Annotated in this window: 21 protein-coding genes and 1 pseudogene; 9 read left to right on the top strand and 13 right to left on the bottom strand. The window is 59.0% G+C overall.

What is annotated here, in order from left to right; all coding sequences use genetic code 11:
- The coding region (locus tag VF672_RS16630; protein ID WP_331105661.1) for an HDOD domain-containing protein at positions 1-312 on the top strand (312 nt) is incomplete at its 5' end.
- Between the two features lie 209 nt (positions 313-521).
- Here the strand turns inward: VF672_RS16630 and VF672_RS16635 are convergent.
- The 4 genes and pseudogenes from VF672_RS16635 to VF672_RS16650 form a co-directional block, all read right to left on the bottom strand.
- Positions 522-908 (bottom strand): helicase, encoded by a 387-nt coding sequence (locus VF672_RS16635; RefSeq protein WP_331105662.1) that lies wholly within the window; start codon positions 906-908, stop codon positions 522-524.
- A 320-nt stretch (positions 909-1,228) separates the two neighbouring features.
- Positions 1,229-1,498, bottom strand: a pseudogene (locus VF672_RS16640) (HU family DNA-binding protein); the annotation flags it as partial.
- 188 nt (positions 1,499-1,686) lie between these two features.
- On the bottom strand, positions 1,687-2,832 hold the full coding sequence (locus tag VF672_RS16645) for an NAD(P)/FAD-dependent oxidoreductase (RefSeq protein ID WP_331105663.1): 1,146 nt from the start codon (positions 2,830-2,832) through the stop codon (positions 1,687-1,689).
- Positions 2,833-2,866: 34 nt separating this feature from the next.
- Entirely contained in the window at positions 2,867-3,034 is a 168-nt protein-coding gene (locus VF672_RS16650) for a rubredoxin (RefSeq protein ID WP_002555879.1), read from the bottom strand.
- 355 nt (positions 3,035-3,389) lie between these two features.
- On the opposite strand from VF672_RS16650, the gene VF672_RS16655 reads away from it, so the two are divergent.
- Together VF672_RS16655 and ubiA are read left to right on the top strand one after the other, a co-directional pair.
- Positions 3,390-3,968: a chorismate--pyruvate lyase family protein gene (locus tag VF672_RS16655; RefSeq protein WP_331105664.1), complete on the top strand. Its 579-nt coding sequence runs from the start codon at positions 3,390-3,392 to the stop codon at positions 3,966-3,968.
- Entirely contained in the window at positions 3,968-4,858 is an 891-nt protein-coding gene (gene ubiA / locus VF672_RS16660) for a 4-hydroxybenzoate octaprenyltransferase (protein ID WP_331105665.1), read from the top strand. Before VF672_RS16655 ends, ubiA begins: the two co-directional genes overlap by 1 nt.
- Positions 4,859-4,892: 34 nt before the next feature.
- Here ubiA and VF672_RS16665 read toward each other — a convergent pair whose 3' ends face one another.
- Positions 4,893-5,273 (bottom strand): hypothetical protein, encoded by a 381-nt coding sequence (locus VF672_RS16665; RefSeq protein ID WP_414705622.1) that lies wholly within the window; start codon positions 5,271-5,273, stop codon positions 4,893-4,895.
- Positions 5,274-5,443: 170 nt separating this feature from the next.
- On the opposite strand from VF672_RS16665, the gene phoB reads away from it, so the two are divergent.
- From phoB to VF672_RS16680, 3 genes are all read left to right on the top strand, one after another.
- On the top strand, positions 5,444-6,133 hold the full coding sequence (gene phoB / locus VF672_RS16670) for a phosphate regulon transcriptional regulator PhoB (RefSeq protein ID WP_037016751.1): 690 nt from the start codon (positions 5,444-5,446) through the stop codon (positions 6,131-6,133).
- 48 nt (positions 6,134-6,181) lie between these two features.
- A complete protein-coding gene (phoR, locus tag VF672_RS16675) occupies positions 6,182-7,483 on the top strand; it encodes a phosphate regulon sensor histidine kinase PhoR (RefSeq protein WP_331105666.1) in 1,302 nt (433 codons plus the stop codon).
- Positions 7,484-7,583: 100 nt separating this feature from the next.
- Complete coding sequence (locus VF672_RS16680; RefSeq protein ID WP_331105667.1) at positions 7,584-8,924, top strand: hemolysin family protein; 1,341 nt, start codon at positions 7,584-7,586, stop codon at positions 8,922-8,924.
- A gap of 22 nt (positions 8,925-8,946) precedes the next feature.
- Here VF672_RS16680 and VF672_RS16685 read toward each other — a convergent pair whose 3' ends face one another.
- From VF672_RS16685 to VF672_RS16715, 7 genes are all read right to left on the bottom strand, one after another.
- The gene (locus VF672_RS16685) at positions 8,947-9,855 is read right to left on the bottom strand and encodes a M23 family metallopeptidase (protein WP_331105668.1); all 909 of its coding nucleotides are present in this window, start codon (positions 9,853-9,855) and stop codon (positions 8,947-8,949) included.
- Between the two features lie 243 nt (positions 9,856-10,098).
- Positions 10,099-11,004 (bottom strand): response regulator, encoded by a 906-nt coding sequence (locus tag VF672_RS16690; protein WP_331105669.1) that lies wholly within the window; start codon positions 11,002-11,004, stop codon positions 10,099-10,101.
- A gap of 173 nt (positions 11,005-11,177) precedes the next feature.
- Positions 11,178-11,936: a phosphate signaling complex protein PhoU gene (gene phoU, locus VF672_RS16695; protein ID WP_037016764.1), complete on the bottom strand. Its 759-nt coding sequence runs from the start codon at positions 11,934-11,936 to the stop codon at positions 11,178-11,180.
- Positions 11,937-11,987: 51 nt separating this feature from the next.
- On the bottom strand, positions 11,988-12,821 hold the full coding sequence (gene pstB, locus VF672_RS16700; RefSeq protein ID WP_331105670.1) for a phosphate ABC transporter ATP-binding protein PstB: 834 nt from the start codon (positions 12,819-12,821) through the stop codon (positions 11,988-11,990).
- A 109-nt stretch (positions 12,822-12,930) separates the two neighbouring features.
- Positions 12,931-14,601 carry a phosphate ABC transporter permease PstA gene (pstA, locus tag VF672_RS16705; protein ID WP_331105671.1) on the bottom strand — a complete coding sequence of 557 codons (1,671 nt, stop codon included), beginning with the start codon at positions 14,599-14,601 and terminating at the stop codon, positions 12,931-12,933.
- Between the two features lie 14 nt (positions 14,602-14,615).
- Positions 14,616-16,901, bottom strand: a complete 2,286-nt coding sequence (locus VF672_RS16710; protein WP_331105672.1) for an ABC transporter permease subunit — start codon at positions 16,899-16,901, stop codon at positions 14,616-14,618.
- Positions 16,902-17,086: 185 nt separating this feature from the next.
- Complete coding sequence (locus VF672_RS16715) at positions 17,087-18,067, bottom strand: phosphate ABC transporter substrate-binding protein PstS family protein (protein ID WP_331105673.1); 981 nt, start codon at positions 18,065-18,067, stop codon at positions 17,087-17,089.
- Between the two features lie 381 nt (positions 18,068-18,448).
- Between VF672_RS16715 and VF672_RS16720 the strand changes: the two genes are divergently transcribed.
- Positions 18,449-19,801: a hypothetical protein gene (locus tag VF672_RS16720; RefSeq protein WP_331105674.1), complete on the top strand. Its 1,353-nt coding sequence runs from the start codon at positions 18,449-18,451 to the stop codon at positions 19,799-19,801.
- A gap of 60 nt (positions 19,802-19,861) precedes the next feature.
- On the opposite strand, the gene VF672_RS16725 is transcribed toward VF672_RS16720, so the two are convergent.
- A complete protein-coding gene (locus VF672_RS16725) occupies positions 19,862-21,157 on the bottom strand; it encodes an MFS transporter (protein WP_331105675.1) in 1,296 nt (431 codons plus the stop codon).
- Positions 21,158-21,536: 379 nt separating this feature from the next.
- Between VF672_RS16725 and VF672_RS16730 the strand changes: the two genes are divergently transcribed.
- Together VF672_RS16730 and VF672_RS16735 are read left to right on the top strand one after the other, a co-directional pair.
- Complete coding sequence (locus VF672_RS16730) at positions 21,537-21,938, top strand: acyl-CoA thioesterase (RefSeq protein ID WP_093466337.1); 402 nt, start codon at positions 21,537-21,539, stop codon at positions 21,936-21,938.
- A gap of 109 nt (positions 21,939-22,047) precedes the next feature.
- On the top strand, positions 22,048-22,959 hold the full coding sequence (locus VF672_RS16735) for a D-hexose-6-phosphate mutarotase (RefSeq protein ID WP_331105676.1): 912 nt from the start codon (positions 22,048-22,050) through the stop codon (positions 22,957-22,959).
- The last annotated feature ends 117 nt before the right edge of the window (positions 22,960-23,076 follow it).

Below are 23,076 nucleotides of genomic sequence, written 5' to 3' on the forward strand. Positions count from 1 at the left end.
CTGCTCGGTATCACACGCGAGCAGATCGGCTCCTGGCTGATGCGCAACTGGGACATGCCGGAGGAGTTGGTCGTCGCGCTGCGCTTCCAGCACGATCCGCATTACGCAGGCGAGCATTACAAATACGCAAACCTGGTGTGCCTGGCCGTCAGACTGCTGCGCAAGGAAGGCATCGGCTCAGGTCCCCAGGAAGCCATTCCGGACGAACTGTTCGAACGTTTGAAGCTCCCCCGTGAGAAAGCTCAGGACGTCGTGAAGAAAGTACTTGAGGCCGAAGTGCTGTTGCGGGAGTTGGCGGCGCAGTTTAATTGATGGCGGACTGTCTGCAGGCAGCCTGAGGGGCAGTGGTAGGAGCCGGCTTGCTGGCGAATGCATAGTGTCAGTCGCTATGTTCGTATTTGACTCACCGCGTTCGCCAGCAAGCCGGCTCCTACAGATTAATGTAGGGGGCAGAGTCTTTATCGGACGTTGGATCTGCAGCCAGTTCTGTACTGAATCTGTTAATCCACAGGCTTCGTCGGTCAGCCCGCGACCTGTTTTTTCTTCCTCGGCTTCAAATACTTCGTCAGGCCCTGGAACCACATCACCAGTCCGGCATTGCCGGTGACCAGGATGTTCTTGTCCTGTATGCCCTGCATGAAAGCGAGCTGCTTGTTGCGGGCCTGCAGGGTGGCGAAGCCATAATTGGCGTCCTTGAATGAGATCACGAAAGCAGGCGCCGCAAAGGTGCCTGCACGGCTCTTCACGCGCTGATCACGCACGATGAAATGCCGGGCCACCTTGCCGTCGGTTGTCTGCAACTGGAAGGCCAGGTCCTTCCCCGCGAGTTGCTGTTGAAACGCGGGATTGTTGCGACTGGCGCGGGCCATCAACAGGCCCAACATCCAGAGTAGAAAGCGAAACTTCATGCGTGGGCCTCATGGGATCGACAGCGGTCAGGGTAACCAACGGCAGTGTAGCGAGCTTGGTGGTCCGGTGAGCGAGCAGAACCGGTCAGTCGCAAAGTGGCGAGCCAGACGGCGCCGACACGGCCGGGCAGCCTGGCTTTTCAGCAAAAAAAATGGGCATGCCGAGTAATCGGCATGCCCATTTTTCTATGCTGCTCGCCCTCCGCAGAGCGTTCAGCGACTTACTTCTTCTTTGCTGCCGGTGCCTTGGAGGCTGCGGCCTTGGCCGGCTTCGCATCCTTGGCGGCCGCAGCTGGCTTCGCTGGTGATGCCGACTCGGGGTTGACGCTGTCTTTGAGGAACTTGCCCGGCTTGAACGCTACCGTGTTGCTGGCCTTGATCTTGACGGGTTCACCGGTCTGGGGGTTCTTACCAGTGCGGGCGCCACGATGGCGTTGCAAGAAAGTGCCGAAGCCAACCAGTGTGACGCTGTCCTTCTTGTGCAGCGCGTTGGTGATTTCTTCGAGGACGGCATTGAGGACGCGGCTGGCTTGTTCTTTGGTGAGATCTGCTTTCTCGGCGATAGCCGCTGCAAGTTCTGGTTTACGCATATGAAGCCTCTTTTACGGTTTTTTGTTTTTATGTCCCGTGCAGCCCTTGCGGACAGCGAGCAGGTGCCGCAACAGCTCTACGTTGCGGCAGACCGGATTGAGAATGGCACGCCACCGGAACGCGCGCCAGTACGTGCGCTACGTTTGTTTCAAACTAAAGATGGCTTATCCGACAGAACGACCGTTAATCAGGCCAGCAGCGGCGGCAACGCTTTGTTCAGGGCGAGCTTGTCCATCACGGCAGCGCCGGTCAGCGCGTAACCCAGCAGGTTGCCATCGCTGTCCCGGCACAGCGCCTTGATGTCGGCGCCCTCACCTTCAACGGCCCAGACACCCTCCGAGCCCTTGGGCGGAGGAGACACTACCAGCGGGCACACCGGGGTTTTCACCGTGACCGGCATCGGGCCATATTTGACCGGTGTGGGTGTGCCGGCGAGGGTTTGAGCCAATGCCCGGGCGCAGTTCATCAGCGGCATGACATAAAGCAGGTTCAGCCCATCGACTTCAGCGCAGTCGCCCAACGCGTAAATGCTGGCGTGCGAGGTCTGCAAATGCCGATCAACCATCACACCACGCCCGATTTCCAGACCGGCAGCTGCGGCAAGGTCAGTTCGCGGACGCAGGCCGATGGCTGACACCACCAGATCGCAGCTCAACACTTCGCCATCGGACAGGTGTGCTTCGAGTCCGTCACCGGCGCGTTCAAGGCGCGTCAGCAGGGGGCCAAGATGAAAGCGCGCACCGAGGCTTTCCAGCCCGGCCTGCACTGCTGCGGCCGCCGCAGGGTGCAGCAATGTCGGCATCACCTGCTCGCAAGGCGCAACCAGATCGATTTCGTAGCCGCCCAGAATCAGGTCGTTGGCGAACTCGCAGCCGATCAGGCCTGCGCCCAGAATCAGCACTCGCCTCTTACCGGCGGCAGCGGCACGGAAACGCGCGTAGTCTTCCAGATCGTTGATCGGAAATATGGCGGCGGCATCACCCGCTACCGGTACGCGCACGGTTTCGGCGCCCCACGCCAGAATAAGGTCGCGGTAAGGCACTGCCTCCTCGCCGATCCACAGACGCTTGTGCCCAGGATCAATACCGCTGACGCGAGTGTGCGTGCGCACCTCAGCCTTGAGCTGCTCGGCCATCGTTCCGGGCTCGGCCATGCTCAGGCCGTCGGCTTCCTTGTTTTTGCCGAAGCCGGTGGAGAGCATCGGCTTGGAGTATGAACGGCCGTCATCTGCGGTGATCAGCAAGAGCGGCGTCTCGCCATCCAGCTTGCGAAATTCGCGAGCGAGGTTATAGCCGGCCAGCCCGGTACCGATGATCACGACAGGTGCGTTCATTCATTTCTCCAAAGGGATCGCGGAAGTCGGCGAATCAGCCGATTTCGATCATCTCAAAGTCCATTTTGCCGACGCCGCAGTCTGGGCATAGCCAGTCTTCCGGCACATCCTGCCAGAGGGTGCCTGGCGCGATGCCGTCATCCGGCCAACCATCAGCTTCGTTGTAGATAAGGCCACAGACTATGCATTGCCACTTTTTCATCGCTTGGTTCTCTTGGTTTCAGGCTAGACGACCCAGACGTTTCGCTGTCGTCGCGAAGTTTTTATCGAATGGGTCAGGCCTTTTACTGATCACAGCGCCGTGACGCAAGTTTCATTAACGCACAACACGCGCACTTTTCAGCAAGGGTCAGGCTGTAGCCGGAGTCGACGGTGCTCAGAACGCCCTTCCCGGCTAAAACCGGTCCCACTGACAGACCGCATATCCACCGCGGGACTGGCTTTAGCCGGGAAGGCGTCACCCGCCCCAGCGCAAAAATGGCGACGGCTCGGCCGTCGGTCATAAAACGCAAACATGTTAAGCTCGCTGCCCCGATTGCCGCCAATATCTGTTTCCCGTGATCCAGCAAACCCCAGCATGTCCAGCGCCCGAGTGGCTTCTGCGCGATCAGTTGACCGACGCACCCTCGCCCGTCGTTCTCGAGTGGCTGTTCCACGAAGATTCCCTGACCCGACGTCTGACCCGGCTCTCTGACAACCAGTTTCGCGTCACGCCGCTGTCTGAAGGCTGGCAGCGCCTGCGTGACGATGAATGCGCCGCGCTGCACTTGCCTGAAGGCAGTGAAGGCTGGGTGCGTGAGGTCTATCTGTTGGGCCGCGATGAAAGGTGGGTATTTGCTCGCAGTGTCGCCGGGCGCTATGCGCTGGAGCAGGACGGGCTGCACATGGACGAACTCGGCACCCGGTCGCTGGGCGAATTGCTGTTCAGCGATCGAGCCTTCGCCCGTGGACCACTGAAGACCTGCCGCTATCCTGCGCAATGGTTGCCTGAGGCCTATGCGCAGCCAAGGTTGTGGGGGCGACGCTCCTGTTTCAGCCGTGGGACCTTGAGCATTCTGGTGGCAGAAGTGTTTCTGCCTGCGGTATGGCACGCCATTGAAGCCCATCTTCCATTGCCAGCCCAAGAGGGCCGCTGATGTACCTTTCGCTGCTCAAATCCCTGAACCGCCTGCACCCACGCGCCTGGGACTTCATCCAGCTCACGCGCATCGATAAGCCCATCGGCATTTACCTGCTGTTCTGGCCAACGCTGTGGGCCGTATGGATCGCAGGCAAAGGCTCGCCGTCCCTGAGCACGGTACTGATCTTCGTTATCGGCGTGTTCCTGATGCGCGCGGCGGGGTGCGTCATCAACGACTTCGCCGACCGCAAGGTCGATGGACACGTCAAGCGTACTGAGCAGCGGCCGCTGGTCAGTGGCAGGGTGACAGCAAAAGAAGCGCTGATCCTGTTCGCCGTGCTGGTGGGCCTGAGCTTTGTGCTGGTGCTCTTCACCAACATGACGACCATCTGGCTGTCTTTCGGCGGTCTTGCCCTCGCGGCGTGTTATCCGTTCATGAAGCGCTACACCTACTACCCGCAAGTGGTATTGGGCGCTGCGTTTTCGTGGGGCATGCCGATGGCGTTTACGGCTGAAACCGGCGAACTGCCCGCTGCTGCCTGGCTGCTGTACATCGGCAATCTGCTGTGGACGGTGGGATACGACACGTATTACGCGATGACGGACCGCGAGGACGACCTGAAGATCGGGGTGAAATCCACCGCCGTACTGTTCGGTGACGCAGACCGGGTGATCATCCTGACGCTGCAATGCCTGGCGTTGTTCTGCCTGATGCTGGCGGGCGCACGCTTTGAGCTGGGCCTGTACTTTTTTATGGGCCTGCTGGTAGCGGCGGGATGCTTCGCCTGGGAGTTCTGGTCGACGCGGGGCAGAGAACCGCAAGCCTGCTTCAAGGCTTTTCTGCACAATCACTGGGCGGGACTGGCGATTTTTGTCGGTATCGTGGTGGACTACGCGCTGCGCTGACCGATTTGGCTCAACACAGCGCCTTAGGGTCACGTTACGGCTTGGCGATGTGCCAGACGTCACCCTTGCCGTCGCCGGTTTTGTCGCCAGCGGCTTTATCGTTTTTGAAAGTGTAGAGCGGCTTGCCTTTGTAAACCCACTGCGAGGCACCGTCGTCACGCTTGATGATGGTCCAGTCGCCCTCAGGCTTGTCGCTTGAGGTGGCGGTCAGAGGCGGCCAGTTGGTCGCGCATTGATCGTTGCAGACGGACTTGCCCGCAGAGGTATCTTTGTCAAAAGTATAAAGGGTCATGCCTTTGTGGTCGGTGAGCATGCCGTCGCTGGTCATCGCAGGCGCGGCAGCGAATGCCATGCCGGAAGACGCCAACGCTGCTGCGGCCAAAAGGCGCATCAGTGCGCAAGAAAGTTTAGCCATGAATGAATCCTCTTTTTGTCTGTCGTTGTGTGGACATTTCTTGTAGGACAAGCCGCCAGCTTAGCGCTAGAGAGGCTAATCCGCCTAGCTCGAACTAACCTGTCACACGACTGCAATAATTCCGTTATCTAATGCGCCCCAAGACAGTTAAATGACATGAGGTTCGAGGCATGGTTGGCAGGAGCATTCTGATCGTCGACGACGAAGCGCCCATTCGCGAAATGATTGCCGTCGCACTGGAAATGGCCGGCTATGACTGCATTGAGGCTGAGAACTCGCAACAGGCCCATGCTGTTATCGTCGACCGCAAGCCAGACCTCATCCTGCTGGACTGGATGTTGCCCGGCACATCCGGCATCGAGCTGGCCCGCCGTTTGAAGCGTGACGAGCTGACCGGTGACATCCCGATCATCATGCTCACGGCCAAAGGCGAAGAGGACAACAAGATCCAGGGCCTCGAAGTCGGCGCCGACGACTACATCACCAAACCCTTCTCCCCCCGCGAGCTGGTCGCCCGGCTCAAGGCCGTCCTGCGTCGGGCTGCCCCTAATGATGGCGAGTCGCCGATCGAAGTGGGCGGCCTGCTGCTGGACCCGATCAGCCACCGCGTGACCATCGACGGCACGCCTGCCGAGATGGGTCCGACCGAATACCGCCTGCTGCAATTCTTCATGACCCATCAGGAACGCGCCTACACCCGTGGGCAACTGCTTGATCAGGTCTGGGGCGGGAACGTCTACGTGGAAGAGCGCACCGTGGATGTGCATATCCGCCGCTTGCGTAAAGCCCTCGGCGAGGCTTACGAAAATCTGGTACAAACCGTCCGCGGTACTGGCTATCGCTTCTCCACCAAAAGCTGAAAAAGCGTGTGGCAGCGATTCAGACCGCTGAAAACAAGGACGCGTTAATTGAATCACAACTGGCATGGCACCCTGATCCGCCACCTGCTGATGCTGGTCACGGCATCGCTTCTGGCCGGTTTGATCAGCGGGCACTATGGCGCGTGCCTGGCAGTCGGTCTGGGGCTTTATCTGGCCTGGACCCTCAAACAGCTCATGCGCCTGCATGACTGGCTTCGCCATCATAAACCCGACGAGCCGCCACCCGATGGCTACGGCTTGTGGGGTGAAGTCTTCGATAGCATTTACCATCTGCAGCGCCGCGACCAGCGCGTGCGTGGCCGCTTGCAAGCGGTCATCGACCGCGTGCAGGAATCTACCGCCGCGCTGAAAGACGCCGTGATCATGCTCGACAGCGACGGCAACCTGGAATGGTGGAACCGCGCGGCCGAAACCCTGCTGGGCTTGAAGACGCCCCAGGACAGCGGTCAGCCGGTGACCAACCTGGTGCGCCACCCGCGCTTCAAGGAGTATTTCGAGCAGGCCAATTACGCCGAACCGCTGGAAATCCCCTCGCCGTTCAATGATCGCCTGCGCATTCAGATGCTGATTACCCGCTATGGCAACAACGAGCATTTGATGCTGGTGCGCGACGTGACTCGCATTCATCAGCTGGAGCAGATGCGCAAGGACTTCGTCGCCAACGTCTCCCACGAACTGCGCACACCACTGACCGTCATCTGCGGCTATCTGGAGACACTGCTGGATAACGTCGAGGAAGTGAATCCGCGTTGGGTCCGTGCGTTGCAGCAAATGCAGCAGCAGGGCGGACGCATGCAGACCCTGCTTAACGACCTGCTGCTTCTGGCCAAACTGGAGGCCACCGATTACCCGTCCGACAATCAGCCCGTGGCGGTTGCGTCGCTGCTGCTGAGCATTACCCATGACGCCGAGGCGCTGTCCGGAAGCAAGAATCAGCAGATCACACTGGACATGGAAAGCGACGCGGGCCTCAAGGGCAGCGAGGCGGAGCTGCGCAGCGCGTTCTCCAACCTGATCTTCAACGCCGTCAAATACACGCCGGCCGAAGGGAAGATCCGCATCCGCTGGTGGAGTGACGGCCGCGGCGCCCACTTGAGCGTGCAGGACTCCGGCATCGGCATCGACAGCAAACACATACCGCGCCTGACCGAGCGCTTCTACCGAGTTGATTCCAGCCGGGCGTCAAACACGGGCGGCACAGGCCTGGGGCTCGCGATCGTCAAGCATGTGCTGCTGCGCCACCGCGCGGCACTGGAAATCAACAGCGTCCCCGGTAAAGGCAGCGTGTTTATCTGCAACTTTGCTCCGAACCAGATCACCAAAGCCTAGGCAAGCCTGTAGATAGCCGTTAAATTGCGTCCCTTGTGCCCTCCATTCGTGAGGGCTTGCCTCATTCCACATTTCAAAACGGAACCTGCAAAACCCCATCATGGACCCTTCCCCTGGTATCAGCCTGGCTTCACTCTTCGCCGATTTCGGCATGATTCTTTTCGCAATGGTGTTGGTTCTGCTCAACGGATTCTTCGTTGCGGCCGAGTTCGCCATGGTCAAACTGCGCTCGACCCGTGTCGAGTCCATTGCCGACAACAACGGTTGGCGCGGACGCATTCTGCGCACCGTTCATAGCCAGCTGGACGCTTATCTGTCGGCCTGCCAGCTGGGTATTACGCTGGCGTCGCTGGGTCTGGGCTGGGTCGGCGAGCCGGCATTTGCGCACTTGTTGGCGCCGTTGCTCGAAACGGTAGGCGTGGAGTCGCCCGAAGTCGTCAAAGGGGTGTCGTTCTTCAGCGCCTTTTTCATGATCTCGTACCTGCACATCGTGGTGGGTGAACTGGCCCCGAAATCCTGGGCCATTCGCAAACCCGAGCTGTTGTCGCTATGGACCGCGGTGCCGCTCTACCTCTTTTACTGGGCGATGTACCCGGCCATTTACCTGCTCAACGCCAGCGCCAACGGCATTCTGCGTATCGCAGGCCAGGGCGAACCCGGCCCGCATCACGAGCACCATTACAGCCGTGAAGAGCTCAAGCTGATCCTGCACTCCAGCCGCGGTCAGGACCCGAGCGACCAAGGCATGCGCGTGCTTGCCTCGGCCGTGGAAATGGGCGAACTGGAAGTGGTGGACTGGGCCAATTCCCGCGAAGACATGGTCTCGCTGGAATTCAACGCTCCGCTTAAAGAAATCCTCGCGATGTTCCGTCGGCACAAGTTCAGCCGGTACCCGGTGTACGACTCGGACCGCAATGAATTCGTCGGCCTTTTGCACATCAAGGATTTGCTGCTGGAACTGGCGGCGCTGGATCACATTCCCGAATCCTTCAACCTCGCCGAACTCACCCGACCTCTGGAGCGCGTGTCCAAGCACATGCCCTTGTCACGTTTGCTGGAGCAGTTCCGTCAGGGCGGCGCGCACTTTGCGCTGGTCGAAGAAGCCGACGGCAAGATCATCGGCTACCTGACCATGGAAGACGTGCTGGAAGTGCTGGTGGGCGACATTCAGGACGAACACCGCAAGGCCGAGCGCGGAATCCTCGCTTACCAGCCGGGCAAACTGCTGGTACGGGGGGATACGCCGCTGTTCAAGGTCGAACGCCTGCTGGGCATCGACCTGGACCACGTTGAAGCCGAAACCCTGGCGGGGCTGATCTACGACAGCCTCAAGCGTGTGCCTGAGGAAGAAGAAGTCATGGAAGTCGAAGGCCTGCGCATCATCATCAAAAAGATGAAGGGTCCGAAGATTGTGCTGGCGAAGGTGCTCAAGCTGGAGTGAGCCGCTGCAGGTCTGAGCCCCGTCAATTTCCGCCAATGGCAAAATTGGGCAGGCTCTGGACCGGTTGCGAGAATTCGTAAGGAATCGACTCCAGCGCCAGCCCGACGTTGCGCTGCACCACGAAGTGCAGGTGCGGGCCGGTGCTGTTGCCGGTGTTGCCGGACCGTCCGAGCGGCGCGCCGACTGCCACATGCTGGCCTTCCTTCACGCTCACCGATCCCTGCTGCAGATGCAGGTAAACGCCCATCGTGCCGTCGTCGTGCAGGATGCGCACGAAGTTGCCCGACGGGTTCGCGCCTCGCCCCGATTGGGCATTTTCGGTTTTGATTACGGTGCCGCCTCGCGCGGCGATGATCTGCGTGCCTTCGGGCATGGCGATGTCGATCGCATAGCGGCTCTTGGCGCCCACGTGGCTGTAGGACCCATTGGCGCCCTGACTGATGCGAAACGGCCCGCCTACCCACGGCAACGGGTACCGATAGGCGAATCCACTTGCCGAGACGCTACGCTGCGGGTCGCCCACAATTGATCTCAGACTGGGCTTGTAGGCCATGGCCTTGCTGGCCACCTGAGGACTGAGCGCAATGAGACGTTCGTTACTGCGCGCCGCAATGGTGCGGCGAATGACTTGGTCCGACACGCCCACTACGTTTTTCACCCCGGCCAGACGCAGCTCGACTTCGACGGGCGCGTAGAGGTCGTTGCGAACATAGAGGCTGTCGCTGCCGTTGGTTTTCTTGACGCTCAGGCGCACCTGGCTGTCGATGCGCTCGACCATGCGCTCGCGCAGCTTCATCACCTGCGCGCCACGCACGGGCTGATCGGTGAACGACACGACGCCGTTGGCATCGGTGAATCGATAGATCGTGACCGCACCGGCGGTCTGCGTAGCCAGCAGTAAGGCACAGACAACCAGCACGCGCTCTAACATCGGGAGAGACCTGGTGAGTGGACGATTGACGCCCAGCCTAACAGTGATGCCAGCGCAATTGGACTCAACCGAATCAATCGGTAATAGACGAAGCGTCAAGGAAATCGCGTCAGCATGGAGAACGATCAGCTTTGCAATTTCTATGCTGAGATACCGCGTTCCAGCATGCCGCTCTTCGTCTGTGCCGCACGCTACCCACCGCCCGCACGCCGCGCTAGCGCGCAGCGAACCTTGAGAGACGGATCAGGCACCCGGTACGAAGTGCTTCTGGGCTGTGCCACGGGCGATCAGGCGCGAGAGGTAATCAAGCTTCTGGGTGTCCTTGTCGACGAATCGGAAGGTGACCTGCAGCCAATCGCTGTCCGGCTTCTGCTCGAAAGCGGCAATCGCGTGCAGGTAGCCATTGAGACGCGCCACTTCAGCGTTTTCCCCCTGCTCCAGATCGAGCACGGCGCTTTCGAGAATCTGCGGCAGGATCTCGCCCCGGCGGACCAGCAGCGACGCTTCCTTGAGCGTCAGCGCCTTGATCACGCAGGGTTGATTCCCGCTCGGCAGACGCAACTGCCCCTGACCACGACCGGTAGGTGCAGCGGCAGGAGCCGCTTTGGCCATCGGCTGGACCAGAGGCTGAGCGGCTTGCGGTGCAACTGAGGCTGCGGGAGCCGTGGTGACGACCTCAGGACGATTACCGGTCAAGGCGCTGAGCGAGTCATTGGCGAACGCCGCGTTCACGCGAGCCGGCCCGCTGGACATCAACGCGTCGAGCTTGCCGACTTTGTGCAGCGCTTTCTTTACCTTGGTCAGCAGCTGCTCGTTGGTGAACGGCTTGCCGATGAAATCCGATACGCCAGCCTGGATGGCCTGAATCACGTTTTCCTTGTCGCCACGGCTGGTGACCATGATGAAAGGCATGGTTTTCAGGCTGTCCTGCTGGCGGCACCAGGTCAGCAATTCGAGCCCGGACATTTCGGGCATTTCCCAATCGCACAACACCAGATCAAACGCTTCACGGCTGAGCAGGACTTGCGCCTTGCGGCCATTGACTGCGTCCTCCAGAGCGATCCCCGGGAATGCATTGCGCAGCCCTTTCTTGACCAGATCGCGGATGAACGGTGCGTCATCCACCACCAATACACTGACTTTACTCATCGACGCTCCTGATGGCGTGTTCACCGCAAAGGGTGAGCATTCGCTGGCGGATGGCCAGCCGCCAAACTGTTTGACGACACCGGGACTTTTATTCGCGGGTGACTTGAAAAATATGGGCAGACCGGAAAAACAAAAACGCCCGGCGGTTGCCAGGCGTTTTTTCTCAGGCAAACTTATTTATCGTCAGGGGCGTCCAGAACATTAATCCTTTCGGCGGTCAGGCCTTTGACTTCTTCCTGCATGCGCTTGAGGCCCAAGTGACGGACGTCGGTACCGCGCACGAGGTAGATAACCAGTTCGGAGATGTTACGCGCATGATCGCCGATGCGCTCCAGCGATCGCAGGACCCAGATCACGTTCAACACGCGAGAGATCGAACGCGGATCTTCCATCATGTAGGTGACCAGTTCACGCAAGGCCGTCTTGTACTCGCGGTCGATGTTTTTGTCGTACTGCGCAACCGACAATGCCAGATCGGCGTCGAAGCGGGCAAACGAGTCCAGAGCATCGCGCACCATCTTGCTGACCTGATCGCTGATATGGCGCACTTCGACATACCCGCGCGGAGACTCACCCTCTTCGCACAGCTGAATGGCACGACGGGCAATTTTGGTGGACTCGTCACCGATGCGTTCAAGGTCGATGACCGACTTGGAGATGCTGATGATCAAACGCAGGTCGGAAGCGGCAGGCTGACGCCGGGCCAGAATGCGCAGGCATTCTTCGTCGATGTTGCGCTCCATCTGGTTGATGCGGTCATCCACCTCGCGCACGCGCTGGGCCAGGCCCGAGTCGGCTTCGATCAAGGCGGTGACCGCGTCGTTGACCTGCTTCTCGACCAGACCACCCATTTCCAGCAGGTGGCTGCGAACCTCTTCCAGTTCTGCATTGAACTGCTGAGAGATGTGATGTGTATGGCTGTCTTTGATCATGAGTGTCCGTCCAGTTGATTGCGCGGTGGTTCAAGGCTGACGAAACACGTGCTAGCCGTAACGACCGGTTATGTAGTCTTCAGTCTGTTTTTTGGTCGGATTGGTGAACAACGTGTCGGTGTCCCCGTACTCGACCACCTTGCCCATGTGCAGAAACGCGGTGTAATCCGACACGCGCGCAGCCTGCTGCATGTTGTGGGTAACGATCACAATGGTGTATTTGGATTTCAGTTCGTAGATCAACTCTTCGACTTTCAGCGTCGAAATAGGGTCGAGCGCAGAGCACGGCTCATCAAGCAACAGCACTTCGGGTTCGACGGCAATGGTGCGGGCGATCACCAGACGCTGCTGCTGACCGCCGGAAAGTCCGAGCGCCGACTCGTGCAGCCGGTCCTTGACCTCGTCCCACAATGCGGCGCCACGCAAGGCCCACTCAACCGCTTCGTCGAGCACGCGTTTCTTGTTCACCCCCTGAATCCGCAGGCCGTAAACCACATTCTCGTAGACGGTCTTGGGGAACGGGTTGGGCTTCTGGAACACCATGCCGACGCGGCGACGCAGCTCGGCGACGTCCTCGCCTTTGGTGTAAATGTCGTGGCCGTACAGCTTGATCTCACCCTGCACGCGGCAGCCATCTACCAGATCGTTCATGCGGTTGAAGGTACGCAACAACGTGGACTTGCCGCACCCGGACGGCCCGATGAACGAAGTCACCCGCTGCTTGGGGATGTTCATGCGGATGTCGAACAGTGCCTGCTTCTCGCCATAAAAGAGATCCAGACCCGGCACCTCCAGCGCAACGGCTTCGGTCGCCAGATCCAGCACCTGGCGCTTGCGACCCAGGGCCGACATGTTGACGCCGTGGGCGTGGGATTCGTGTTGCATGGTCTCACTCCGATCGTAGCTGCAAGCCTAGAGCCGCTAGCTGCAAGTGTGGTGCTAATACGGTATGCGGCTTCTCAGCTTGCCGCTTAGCTTGTAGCTTGTAGCTGACTCAGTCTTCAAACGCCTTGTACTTGTCGCGCAGCCGGTTGCGAATGGTCACCGCCGACAGGTTCAGCAACGCAATCACCAACACCAGCAAGAGCGCCGTGGCATACACCAGCGGGCGCGCGGCCTCGACGTTGGGGCTCTGGAAGCCCACATCGTAGATATGGAAACCCAGGTGCATGATCTTCTGGTCCAGGTGCAGGTAGGGGTAATTGCCATCCAACGGCAATGACGGGGCCATCTTGACCACGCCCACCAGCATCAAAGGCGCCACTTCACCCGCCGCCCGCGCTACGGCCAGAATCAGGCCAGTCATCATGGCCGGGCTGGCCATGGGCAAGACAATTTTCCAGAGTGTTTCAGCCTGGGTCGCGCCGAGGGCCAGCGAGCCCTCGCGCAGGGTAAGCGGGATACGCGCCAGGCCTTCTTCGGTCGCGACGATCACCACCGGCACAGCAAGCAGCGCCAGCGTCAACGACGCCCACAGCAGGCCCGGCGTACCGAACGTAGGTGACGGGAGCGCTTCGGGGAAAAACAGCTGATCGAGGGAGCCGCCGAGCACGTACACGAAAAAGCCCAGACCGAACACGCCGTAGACGATGGCCGGAACGCCCGCGAGGTTGTTGACAGCGATGCGGATCAAGCGCGTCATCACGCCTTGGCGCGCGTATTCCCGCAGATACACAGCGGCAAGAACGCCAAAGGGCGTCACGATCACCGCCATGATCAGCGTCATCATCACGGTGCCGAAGATCGCCGGAAAAATCCCGCCCTCGGTATTGGCCTCGCGCGGGTCGTCGCTGAGGAACTCCCAGAGCTTCTCAACGTAGAACCCCAGCTTGGTCAGCGTGCCCATGGCGTTGGGCTGATAAGCGTGAACCACCTTGCCGATGCCGATCTCGATCTGTTTGCCGTTGGCGTCCCGCGCAGTCAGGCTGTCGCGATTGAATTCGGTGTGCAACGCGCCCAGCCGCGATTCGACCTCCTTGTAGCGTTCGTCGTACTCCGCGCGCTCGGTGGCCATGTCAGCCTGCGCGGCTGCATCAAGTTTGCCGTCGAGTTCGAGCTTGCGCGCGTGCAGACGCAAGCGCTCGATTCCGTGATTGATCGCGCCGATTTCCCCTTTTTCGAGGTCATTCAGCTGGTCGGAAATGCCCTGCACCCGCTTGATACGCGCCTGCAGTTGCGGCCATGCGGCTTCGCCTTGTGCGACGACTTTGCCGTCTTCCTTGACGTCGACCAGATAGCCGTAAAAGTTGCCCCACTCGCGGCGCTCCAGCGTCATCAACTCTGCCGGCTTGCGCTGATCCTTCAACCACTCCCCGATGACCCAGCTGAAATCGCTGGGGCTGATGTCCCGATTGCCGACCTTGAACAGATCGCGGGTCATGAACTCGGGTCCCTGATCAGGGACCGGCAACCCGGCGGCCTTGAGCCGTGCGCGCGGCACTTGTTCAGACTGAACCCGCTCGCCCACCAACACATGGCTTTCTTGCCCGGGAACGTCGTACTGCGCGGAAATGACATCAGCGGGCCAGAAGTGGCCCAGCCCGCGCACGGCGATCACCGCCAACAGGCCGATGGTCATGATCACCGCGATGGAAACCGCCCCTGCGCTGAGCCAGACGCCGGGGCCGCCACTGTTGAACCATCGCTTGAGGGAGGTCTGCTTCATCGGTTCAACCTGCCCTAAAGAGACGAATACTGCTTGCGCAGGCGCTGACGGATCAGCTCTGCCAAGGTGTTCATGACGAACGTGAACATCAGCAGCACCAGGGCGGCGAGGAACAGCACGCGATAGTGACTGCCACCCACCTCCGACTCGGGCATTTCAACTGCCACGTTGGCCGCCAGCGTGCGCATGCCTTCGAACAGGTTGATGTTCATGATCGGCGTGTTCCCCGTGGCCATGAGCACGATCATGGTTTCGCCCACAGCGCGCCCCATGCCGATCATCAGCGCCGAGAAAATTCCCGGGCTGGCCGTGAGGATCACCACGCGAACCAGCGTCTGCCAAGGCGTGGCGCCGAGCGCAAGTGAGCCGAGCGTCAAACCGCGCGGCACGCTGAATACGGCGTCCTCGGCGATCGAGTAGATATTGGGAATAACCGCAAAGCCCATCGCCAGCCCGACCACCAATGCATTGCGCTGATCGTACGTGATGCCCAGATCGTTAGTGATCCAAGAGCGCATGTCGCCGCCGAAGAACCAGCTCTCCAGGTGTGGGCTCATGCTCAGGGACACCCACCCAATAAGCAGAATGACCGGAATCAAAATCGCGCTTTCCCAACCGTCGGGCACGCGCAGGCGAAGAGCGTCAGGCAAGCGTGACCAGCCGAAGCCTGCCAGGAGGATGCCAACCGGGGTGAAGATCAGCAGGCTGAAGATGCCGGGCAAGTGCCCTTCCAGATATGGCGCAAGGAACAGCCCGGCGAAGAACCCGAGAATCACTGTAGGCATCGCTTCCATCAGCTCGATGACCGGCTTGACCTTGCGGCGCATGCGCGGGGCCATGAAGTACGCGGTGTAGATCGCGGCAGCAACCGCAATCGGCGCCGCCAGCAGCATCGCGTAGAAGGCGGCCTTGAGCGTGCCATAGGTGAGCGGCGCGAGGCTGAGCTTGGGCTCGAAATCACTGTTGGAGGCTGTGGACTGCCATACGTATTTGGGTTCGTCGTAGTTCTCGTACCAGACCTTGTCCCACAACGCGCTCCAGGAAACTTCCGGGTGTGGATTGTTCAGGCTTAAGGGCAGCAGCTTGCCGCTGTCTTCAAGGATGATGCGATCTGCCCGTGGCGACAAACCCATTACGGCCGGGCCACTGGCGATTGGATCAATCAGCAGCGTGCGATGGGCGGTGCTGTGGAACACACCCAATTTGCCGGAGGTGTCCATGGCGATGAAGCCTTTGCGCCGTTGCTCGGCAGTGATCTGGGAAATCGGCGCACCACTCATTTTGAAGTCACGAATGTGCTGAAGGCGCATCTCGCCGTCGACGTCACGGGCCATGAACCACTGCGTGATAGTGCCTTTGGAGCTGCCGACCATCAGCGAGATGCCACCCACCAGCTGTGCACTGGCGGTGGTTTCGGCGTTGGCGTCTTCGAGCAGTTTGTAGCGGCCGTTCAAGGTGCGGTCACGCAGGTCGAACACATCGGCCTGCGCCCGACCATTGATCACGTACAGCCACTGCTGGCGCGGATCGACATAGATGGCCTTGACCGCTGCGGACAGCTGCGGCAACTCGATGCGGCTCTGCTCGCGACGGGTTTCGCCGGTCATCAGGTTTTCTGACTGGTTCAGCGACAACACGTGCAGCTGGGTACCGGTTGCACCGGCCAGAATGAGTGTCGTGTCGCTGGCGTTCAGATTGACGTGCTCGAGCGCCCGCCCTCCTTCATCCAGCACCAGCGGCGTCTCGCCGTAGGGATACGTGATGGTGGGCGTGATGGTCTTTTTGTTGTCGGGATAGCTGATGGGGTAAGAGTGCTTGAACACCAGCACTTGGCCGTTGGACAGACCCATCGCGATCAACGGTTTGCCGGGCTGATCCTGCGCCACCGAGGTGACCTTCGCGCCCACCGGGATCGGCAAGGCTACACGGGCAATCTCCCCGCCATCACTGAGGCGGAAAAACAACGCTTCGCCTTTGTCGGAAACCCGCATGCCGACCTGATTCTGCTCTTCGATGGTTAGCACCATCGGCTTGCCGGCGTCCTGCATCCACGCAGGGTCTTGAGCATCGCTGCGTGTCAGCTTTGCGCCCTGGAACAACGGCGCGACGACATAGGCCAGGTAGAAGAAAATCAACGTGATGGCAGCCAACACAGCAAGACCGCCCACTAACACGTACCAACGCGTCAGGCGGTCTTTGAGCGCACGAATCCTGCGCTTGCGTTGCAGCTCGGGCGCATTGAAGTCGATGCGCTCGGGACGGGGTTTTTCGGTCATTGATGAATTGGCCAAATCATTCATGCGCACACCGTAGCCGCTGTGTATGACAAATACATTACAGCGAGGTGACGCAAAAAAGCCCGCCGCCCCTGAATCGTGGCAACGGACTGTTCAGTGTTCTGCGAGCCTCGTTCCATAAGGCCTTTGTCGCTAATGGCGGGACGAGCCTGTCACCCCGCATCAGGGTTCTCTGTGCAGCGTGCTCGCTACCGTTCTTGTAGTCCCAGATCAGCCAAGGCTCTGCTGATGACCTTGGCTGGTAACGGAATGTACCCGTCTTTCATGACAACTTCCTGACCTTGTTTTGACAAGATCAATCTGACGAACTCGGCTTCGAGCGGGTTTAGCGGTGTGTTTGGCGCTTTGTTGACGTACACATAAAGGAAGCGCGCCAGCGGGTAGGTACCGTTCAGCGCGTTGGCTTCGTTGTCTTCGACAAACTCACCGCCGTCTTTTCTGGCGAGGGGCACGGTGCGCACGCTGGACGTTTTATAACCAATGCCGGAGTAGCCGATGCCATTCAGCGAATTGCTGATCGAGCTGACCACTGAAGCAGAGCCAGGCTGTTCGTTGACGTTGGGCTTGAAGTCGCCCTTGCACAGCGCCTCTTCCTTGAAATATCCATAGGTGCCGGACACCGAGTTACGTCCGAACAACTGAATAGCCTTGCCGGCCAGATCCCCGGTCACGCCAATGTCCCCCCACCGGGTTGCATCGGTCTTGGCACCGCACAACCGTGTCGCGGAGAAAATCGCATCCACCTGCTGCAGCGTCAGGCCTTTGATCGGGTTGTCCTTATGGACGAACACCGCCAACGCATCCACCGCCACCGGAATCGCTGTGGGCTTGTAGCCATGCTTTTGCTCAAAGGCTGACAATTCGCCGTCCTTCATTTTGCGACTCATGGGCCCCAGCGTCGCAGTGCCCTCGGTCAGGGCGGGCGGCGCTGTGGAGGAGCCCGCAGCCTGGATCTGAATGTTCACGCTTGGGTATTCTTTTTTGTACGCCTCGGCCCACATGGTCATCAGATTGGCGAGGGTGTCGGAGCCCACGCTGGACAGATTGCCGGACACGCCGCTGGTTTTGACGTAGGGCTTGATCGACGGGTCCACGGCGGCAGAAGCGTTGCCGATAACCACGCCAGTGGCAACGAACGTGAGTGCCGTTATCAAACGTTTGAGTGTCATGCCTTGCTCCTGGCGGGGTCGATGGTGGCCATGTGACCAATCTATGACCGGATTGTGACATCGAGATGAATGTGAGCAACCTTTTTTGGACCACTTCATTTAGACACTCGCCGCGGATTTGGCACGCTCAAGCTTAACAGCCCTCATAAATGAATGAATTGAACATGAACTAACGCCCAGGCCAAAACGGTTAGAACGGCTAACCAAGAATTCGGAGTGCGGTCCTCGCCATGAAGAGCATCACGTTAAGAAATTGGCAACGTCGCGATAATCTACCGCGATGCTTATTTCAAATACAACTAACGAACCCACGAGAGTCTTGCTAAGTTAAAAGTCAGTGACTCATGCTTGCCTTACACCTGTCAAAAAAAGGAATTAGCCATGGCATCGCCAGACGATATGCACCCCCATGGACCAAGCGACGGTTACTTGATGAGTAGTGATAATCGACCCGACGCAGGTCTTTTTGGGCAATTAAAATATGACGCCAACTTCGGGGACAGCGGACGGCTCTATCTGCCCTTCAAGGGGCAAGAGGGCTGGGCGAGTTGTGTCATTCAGTGTACTTCAGCCAATAATGCCACCCAATACCTGGCCACTTACTTTGAAAAATCCAATAAACAAGATCCCGATCATCAGCCAATCGGTTGCCTCGCCCGTTTCGGCGCCGACGGGATACTCGACAAAACCTTTGGCACTGATCAATCCGGCGTTGTTGACGTACCATTCACTGATACTGGCACCTCTGTACTTCTCGGGATTCATGCCCCTGACGACCTGAGCCTGATCACACTATGGGGGCACTCGGTCGAATCAAAAGGATCCGCTGCGTACATTACCCGATGGACAAACGACGGCAACCCTCACTCTGACTTCGCTCCGCTTAATATCAGCAAACTGCTCAACATCACTTCACAGTTTGGAAAAGGAAATGCATGCCTCGTACAGGCTGACGGCAGTATTTACGCTGTTCTAGACACGGTGGAAGGAGATATGACGGAAGGCTACTTAATCAAGATCACGCCTGATGGCACGCTTGATACAGCGTTTGCGGACGCAGGTATCTTGAGAATCCGACATCCCATTTCGCCCGGTATATCTATCGCCCTGTCATCTATCTCCCAAGATAAACTTGGCAACATTTACGCGTGTGGATACGCCGCGCAACTGACTGAGAAATCGACCGGTATTTTGATTAAGGTGCTTCCATCGGGCAATTTAGATCAACACTTTGGCGATCAAGGTATCGTGGAGTTGAACAGGACTCCGGAAGAACGAGCCTATTACCTCGGAAGCATCTATGTGGACGATATCAAAGACAACAAAATAGTGTTAGTCGGCTCTTGCCTTAACCGAGGGGTATTCCGAGGCATGGTCACGGTGCTGCAGCTAGACGGCTCTCCTGATACAACCTTCAACGGAGGCGTTCCGGTCTTCCATCAGTTCTACGACGGCGCAAACGACGCTTGGTACATGGCCCGGTATGAGGTGGGTGTAGAGCCTGAGCGTAAAATCCTGATCAGCGGTGGATTCACTGCCGGCCCTGTGCTGGGCCGCTTCAGAGATGACGGAAGCGTCGACGCCAGCTTGGCCGGAGCGACATTTGGAACCTTGTACAACGTGAAGTTTTACCCTAACAACGGGCTCAGCTTCGTCCAGCCGAAGTCCGGTCAAATTCTGATAGCGGGTAACTCAGCCGGCAAACTCCCAACGATCCATGCGCTGCATTGCTAACGCCTCAGTCGCTCGCGGGCCAAACTTGCCTCGCGAGCGACGTGGATGTGAGTCAAAGGCTCATTGAGCCGGTTTACGCCGCAGCAGATACACGCCGATAGCCATCCCCATCACACAAAGAATCGCCACGTACCAGGACGGCCCCATCGGGTTGGCAGCGAACATCAGGCTGACGACCATGGGCGTTAAACCGCCAAAGATGGCGTACGCCAAGTTGTAGGAAAACGACAGTCCGGAGAAGCGAACCACCGGCGGGAAGGCTTTGACCATCACGAAAGGCACCGCGCCGATGGTGCCGACAAACAAGCCGGTGATCGCGTAGAGCGGATACAGCAGATCCGGGTGCGTGCCGATCAGATGGTAGAAGGTCCACGAACTTACAAGCAGACCGAGCGAGCCGAACAGGAACACCAGTCCCGCGCCGACTCGATCCGCCAGCGCGCCAGCCCCGATACAACCCAGACTCAGCAAAACAATGGCGAGGCTGTTGGCTTTAAGGGTGTCGGCAGGTGCGAAACCGTAGGCCTTCTGCAACAGCGTCGGGGTCATCAGGATGACCACCACTACGCCGGCGGAAAGCAGCCAGGTCAGCAACATCGACAAGACAACGGCACCGCGATGATCGCGCAACACTGCCTTGAGCGGCACTTCGTCAGCCAGTTGCTTGCGCAGCTGAAGCTCGGCAAACACCGGGGTTTCGTGCAACCAGCGCCGCAGGTAAACCGACATCAGACCGAACACCCCGCCCAGCAGGAAGGGAATCCGCCAGGCGTAGTCCGAAACCTCGATGGGTGAATACGCACTGTTGATCCAGGTGGCGACCAACGAACCGAGCAGGATCCCGGCAGTCAGACCGGACGTGAGGGTACCGCAGGCGTAACCGACGTTACGGGCGGGAACGTGTTCGGAAACGAATACCCACGCGCCAGGCACTTCGCCACCGATTGCGGCGCCTTGAATCACGCGCATCAGCAGCAACAAGAGCGGCGCCCAGATACCGATCTGTGCGTAGGTTGGCAACAGGCCCATGATCAGCGTCGGCACGGCCATCAGGAAAATGCTCAGGGTGAACATTTTCTTGCGCCCCAACAAATCGCCGAAGTGCGCCATGACGATGCCGCCAAGCGGCCGAGCCAGATAACCGGCGGCAAAAATGCCAAACGTTTGCATGAGACGTAGCCATTCAGGCATTTCTACGGGGAAAAACAGTTTGCCCACCACCGCGGCGAAGAAAACGAAAATGATGAAGTCGTAGAACTCCAACGCTCCGCCCAACGCAGACAGTGAAAGGGTTTTGTAATCGTTGCGAGTCAGCGGGCGCGAAGGCTGCGTGGCACTTGAAGGCACAGAGGACATGACAATGGCTTCTCTTTTGAGGCTCTCTTGGACGAATAATCAACGGTGGATCAGCCGTGGGTAACGGCTTCACACGCGATTTCTCGACTCGAAAAGTTAATCGGGCATCAAAATTGCGTGCCAAAAATGGCGTAGTGCGCCAAGTCGGTCCGGCACGATAGCAAATTGTGTGCAAATGCACATGGATTGCAATGACGCGAAGGCATTGTGAAAACGCGGCGGTCGTCTCATGAGGGCGCGCCCGATATACTCGCCGGCCGCGACTCAACCGGTCCCTTCAGGGAAGTTGTGCGAAACCATTTGCCCAAGTCGTTTTCGCAGAGTTTCCCTTTAAACAAAATGAAGACTTAGTAGAGTCATGGGTCAGAGGGACCCAGCAATGATTGAGCTCGAACAAGAAGATCCAATACCGCAAGGCGACCTCGCCCTGCAGATTACTGCCCTGCCCCGCGAAACCAATGGTTTCGGCGACATCTTCGGCGGCTGGCTGGTTGCCCAGATGGACCTGGCCGGCACTGCCATGGCGAGCAAGGTGGCGGGTGGTCGCGTGGCGACTGTGGCCATAGACCGCATGGCGTTCCTGGTGCCGGTCGCAGTGGGCGCACAGTTGTCGTTCTATACCCAGACCCTGGAAATCGGCCGCAGCTCGATCCAGATGATGGTCGAGGTATGGAGCGATGATCCGCTGTCCAGTGAATGGCGCAAGGTCACCGAAGCCGTTTTCGTCTTCGTCGCCATTGATGGAAGTGGTCGCACCCGTTCGGTTCCGGCTCGGCGCTGATCGCTTAGCCAAGGCGAGCACCGATGCGCTCGCCCCTTGGCTTTGCGCAATAAACTCATCAAGCTTGGCGCAGTCTGATTCAGTCACTGTCCTTCGAGTGAGAACCCTTATGCCTACGCCAAACGTCGAATCTTTCCAGCTCGGTGAGCTTAATTGCTGGCGCATCCGCCACGGCTCGGCCGAGCTGGTGATTGCCCAGCAAGGTGCGCACATCATCAGTTATCAGATTGACGGCGATGAGCCATTGATCTGGTCCAACCCGGGCGCGCTGTTCAAGTCAGGCAAGCCTATTCGGGGAGGAATGCCCATTTGCTGGCCATGGTTTGGCAACTTCCAGCGTAATCCGCAAAGCGTTCAGGCCATGCGCCAGAGCGAAGAGCCGGCAAAGGCTCACGGCGAAGTCCGGGCGCTTGACTGGGAATTGATGGGCATGGGTGAGGACGGCGATGTCCTGATCGTTGAATTTATCCAGCCGCAAGCCGAAGGGCATCTGCCCGGCTGGCCGCACGCCGTAGGCCTGAAGCTGCAGATCCGTCTGGACGCGGCGCTCAACGTCAGCCTGGTGAGCTTCAACGCCGGGACTGAAGACGTCACGCTCAGCCAGGCACTGCACAGTTATTTCGCCGTCAGCGACGTGAGTCAGATCAGCATTGAGGGGCTGGATGGCGTGAAGTACCTGAACACCCTGGAAAGCTGGGACACCCAGAACGAGCAGACAGGTGACATCACCTTCACTGGCGAGACCGACCGTATCTACCAGGACACGCCCGACCTGATCTCAGTGGTCGACCCGCAATGGAAGCGCCGGATTCAGATTCAGACGACGGGTTCGCAATCGGCCATCGTCTGGAACCCTTGGGTCGACAAGACCAAGACGTTCGACGACATGCAACCTGATGGCTGGAAGAGCATGGTGTGCGTCGAGACGGCCAATGTCATGACCGACGTCGTCACCCTCAAGCCGGGCGATATGCACGCCCTCAGCGTAAGCATTTGGGCCGAGCCTTTGGCAGAGGCCTGACGACACTGCGCTATTTTGTAGGACCGGCTTCAGCCGGGAAGAGGCCTGCGTGAGCACCTTCAATTTTGTGGTGTGACACCCGACGCCTTCCCGGCTAAAGCCAGTCCTACAATGCAT

The organism is Pseudomonas sp. (assembly GCF_036387035.1).
GTDB lineage: Bacteria > Pseudomonadota > Gammaproteobacteria > Pseudomonadales > Pseudomonadaceae > Aquipseudomonas.

What these genes read in the sequence shown, in the direction of transcription:
- VF672_RS16735 (WP_331105676.1), top strand. Translation starts at nt 22,048, where the DNA reads ATGCCTACGCCAAACGTCGAATCTTTCCAGCTCGGTGAGCTTAATTGC.
- ubiA (WP_331105665.1), top strand. Translation starts at nt 3,968, where the DNA reads ATGTACCTTTCGCTGCTCAAATCCCTGAACCGCCTGCACCCACGCGCC.
- VF672_RS16715 (WP_331105673.1), bottom strand. Translation starts at nt 18,067, where the DNA reads ATGACACTCAAACGTTTGATAACGGCACTCACGTTCGTTGCCACTGGC.
- VF672_RS16685 (WP_331105668.1), bottom strand. Translation starts at nt 9,855, where the DNA reads ATGTTAGAGCGCGTGCTGGTTGTCTGTGCCTTACTGCTGGCTACGCAG.
- VF672_RS16680 (WP_331105667.1), top strand. Translation starts at nt 7,584, where the DNA reads ATGGACCCTTCCCCTGGTATCAGCCTGGCTTCACTCTTCGCCGATTTC.
- VF672_RS16730 (WP_093466337.1), top strand. Translation starts at nt 21,537, where the DNA reads ATGATTGAGCTCGAACAAGAAGATCCAATACCGCAAGGCGACCTCGCC.
- VF672_RS16725 (WP_331105675.1), bottom strand. Translation starts at nt 21,157, where the DNA reads ATGTCCTCTGTGCCTTCAAGTGCCACGCAGCCTTCGCGCCCGCTGACT.
- VF672_RS16635 (WP_331105662.1), bottom strand. Translation starts at nt 908, where the DNA reads ATGAAGTTTCGCTTTCTACTCTGGATGTTGGGCCTGTTGATGGCCCGC.
- phoB (WP_037016751.1), top strand. Translation starts at nt 5,444, where the DNA reads ATGGTTGGCAGGAGCATTCTGATCGTCGACGACGAAGCGCCCATTCGC.
- VF672_RS16665 (WP_414705622.1), bottom strand. Translation starts at nt 5,273, where the DNA reads ATGGCTAAACTTTCTTGCGCACTGATGCGCCTTTTGGCCGCAGCAGCG.
- VF672_RS16710 (WP_331105672.1), bottom strand. Translation starts at nt 16,901, where the DNA reads ATGAATGATTTGGCCAATTCATCAATGACCGAAAAACCCCGTCCCGAG.
- VF672_RS16650 (WP_002555879.1), bottom strand. Translation starts at nt 3,034, where the DNA reads ATGAAAAAGTGGCAATGCATAGTCTGTGGCCTTATCTACAACGAAGCT.
- pstB (WP_331105670.1), bottom strand. Translation starts at nt 12,821, where the DNA reads ATGCAACACGAATCCCACGCCCACGGCGTCAACATGTCGGCCCTGGGT.
- VF672_RS16645 (WP_331105663.1), bottom strand. Translation starts at nt 2,832, where the DNA reads ATGAACGCACCTGTCGTGATCATCGGTACCGGGCTGGCCGGCTATAAC.
- phoU (WP_037016764.1), bottom strand. Translation starts at nt 11,936, where the DNA reads ATGATCAAAGACAGCCATACACATCACATCTCTCAGCAGTTCAATGCA.
- pstA (WP_331105671.1), bottom strand. Translation starts at nt 14,601, where the DNA reads ATGAAGCAGACCTCCCTCAAGCGATGGTTCAACAGTGGCGGCCCCGGC.
- VF672_RS16720 (WP_331105674.1), top strand. Translation starts at nt 18,449, where the DNA reads ATGGCATCGCCAGACGATATGCACCCCCATGGACCAAGCGACGGTTAC.
- VF672_RS16690 (WP_331105669.1), bottom strand. Translation starts at nt 11,004, where the DNA reads ATGAGTAAAGTCAGTGTATTGGTGGTGGATGACGCACCGTTCATCCGC.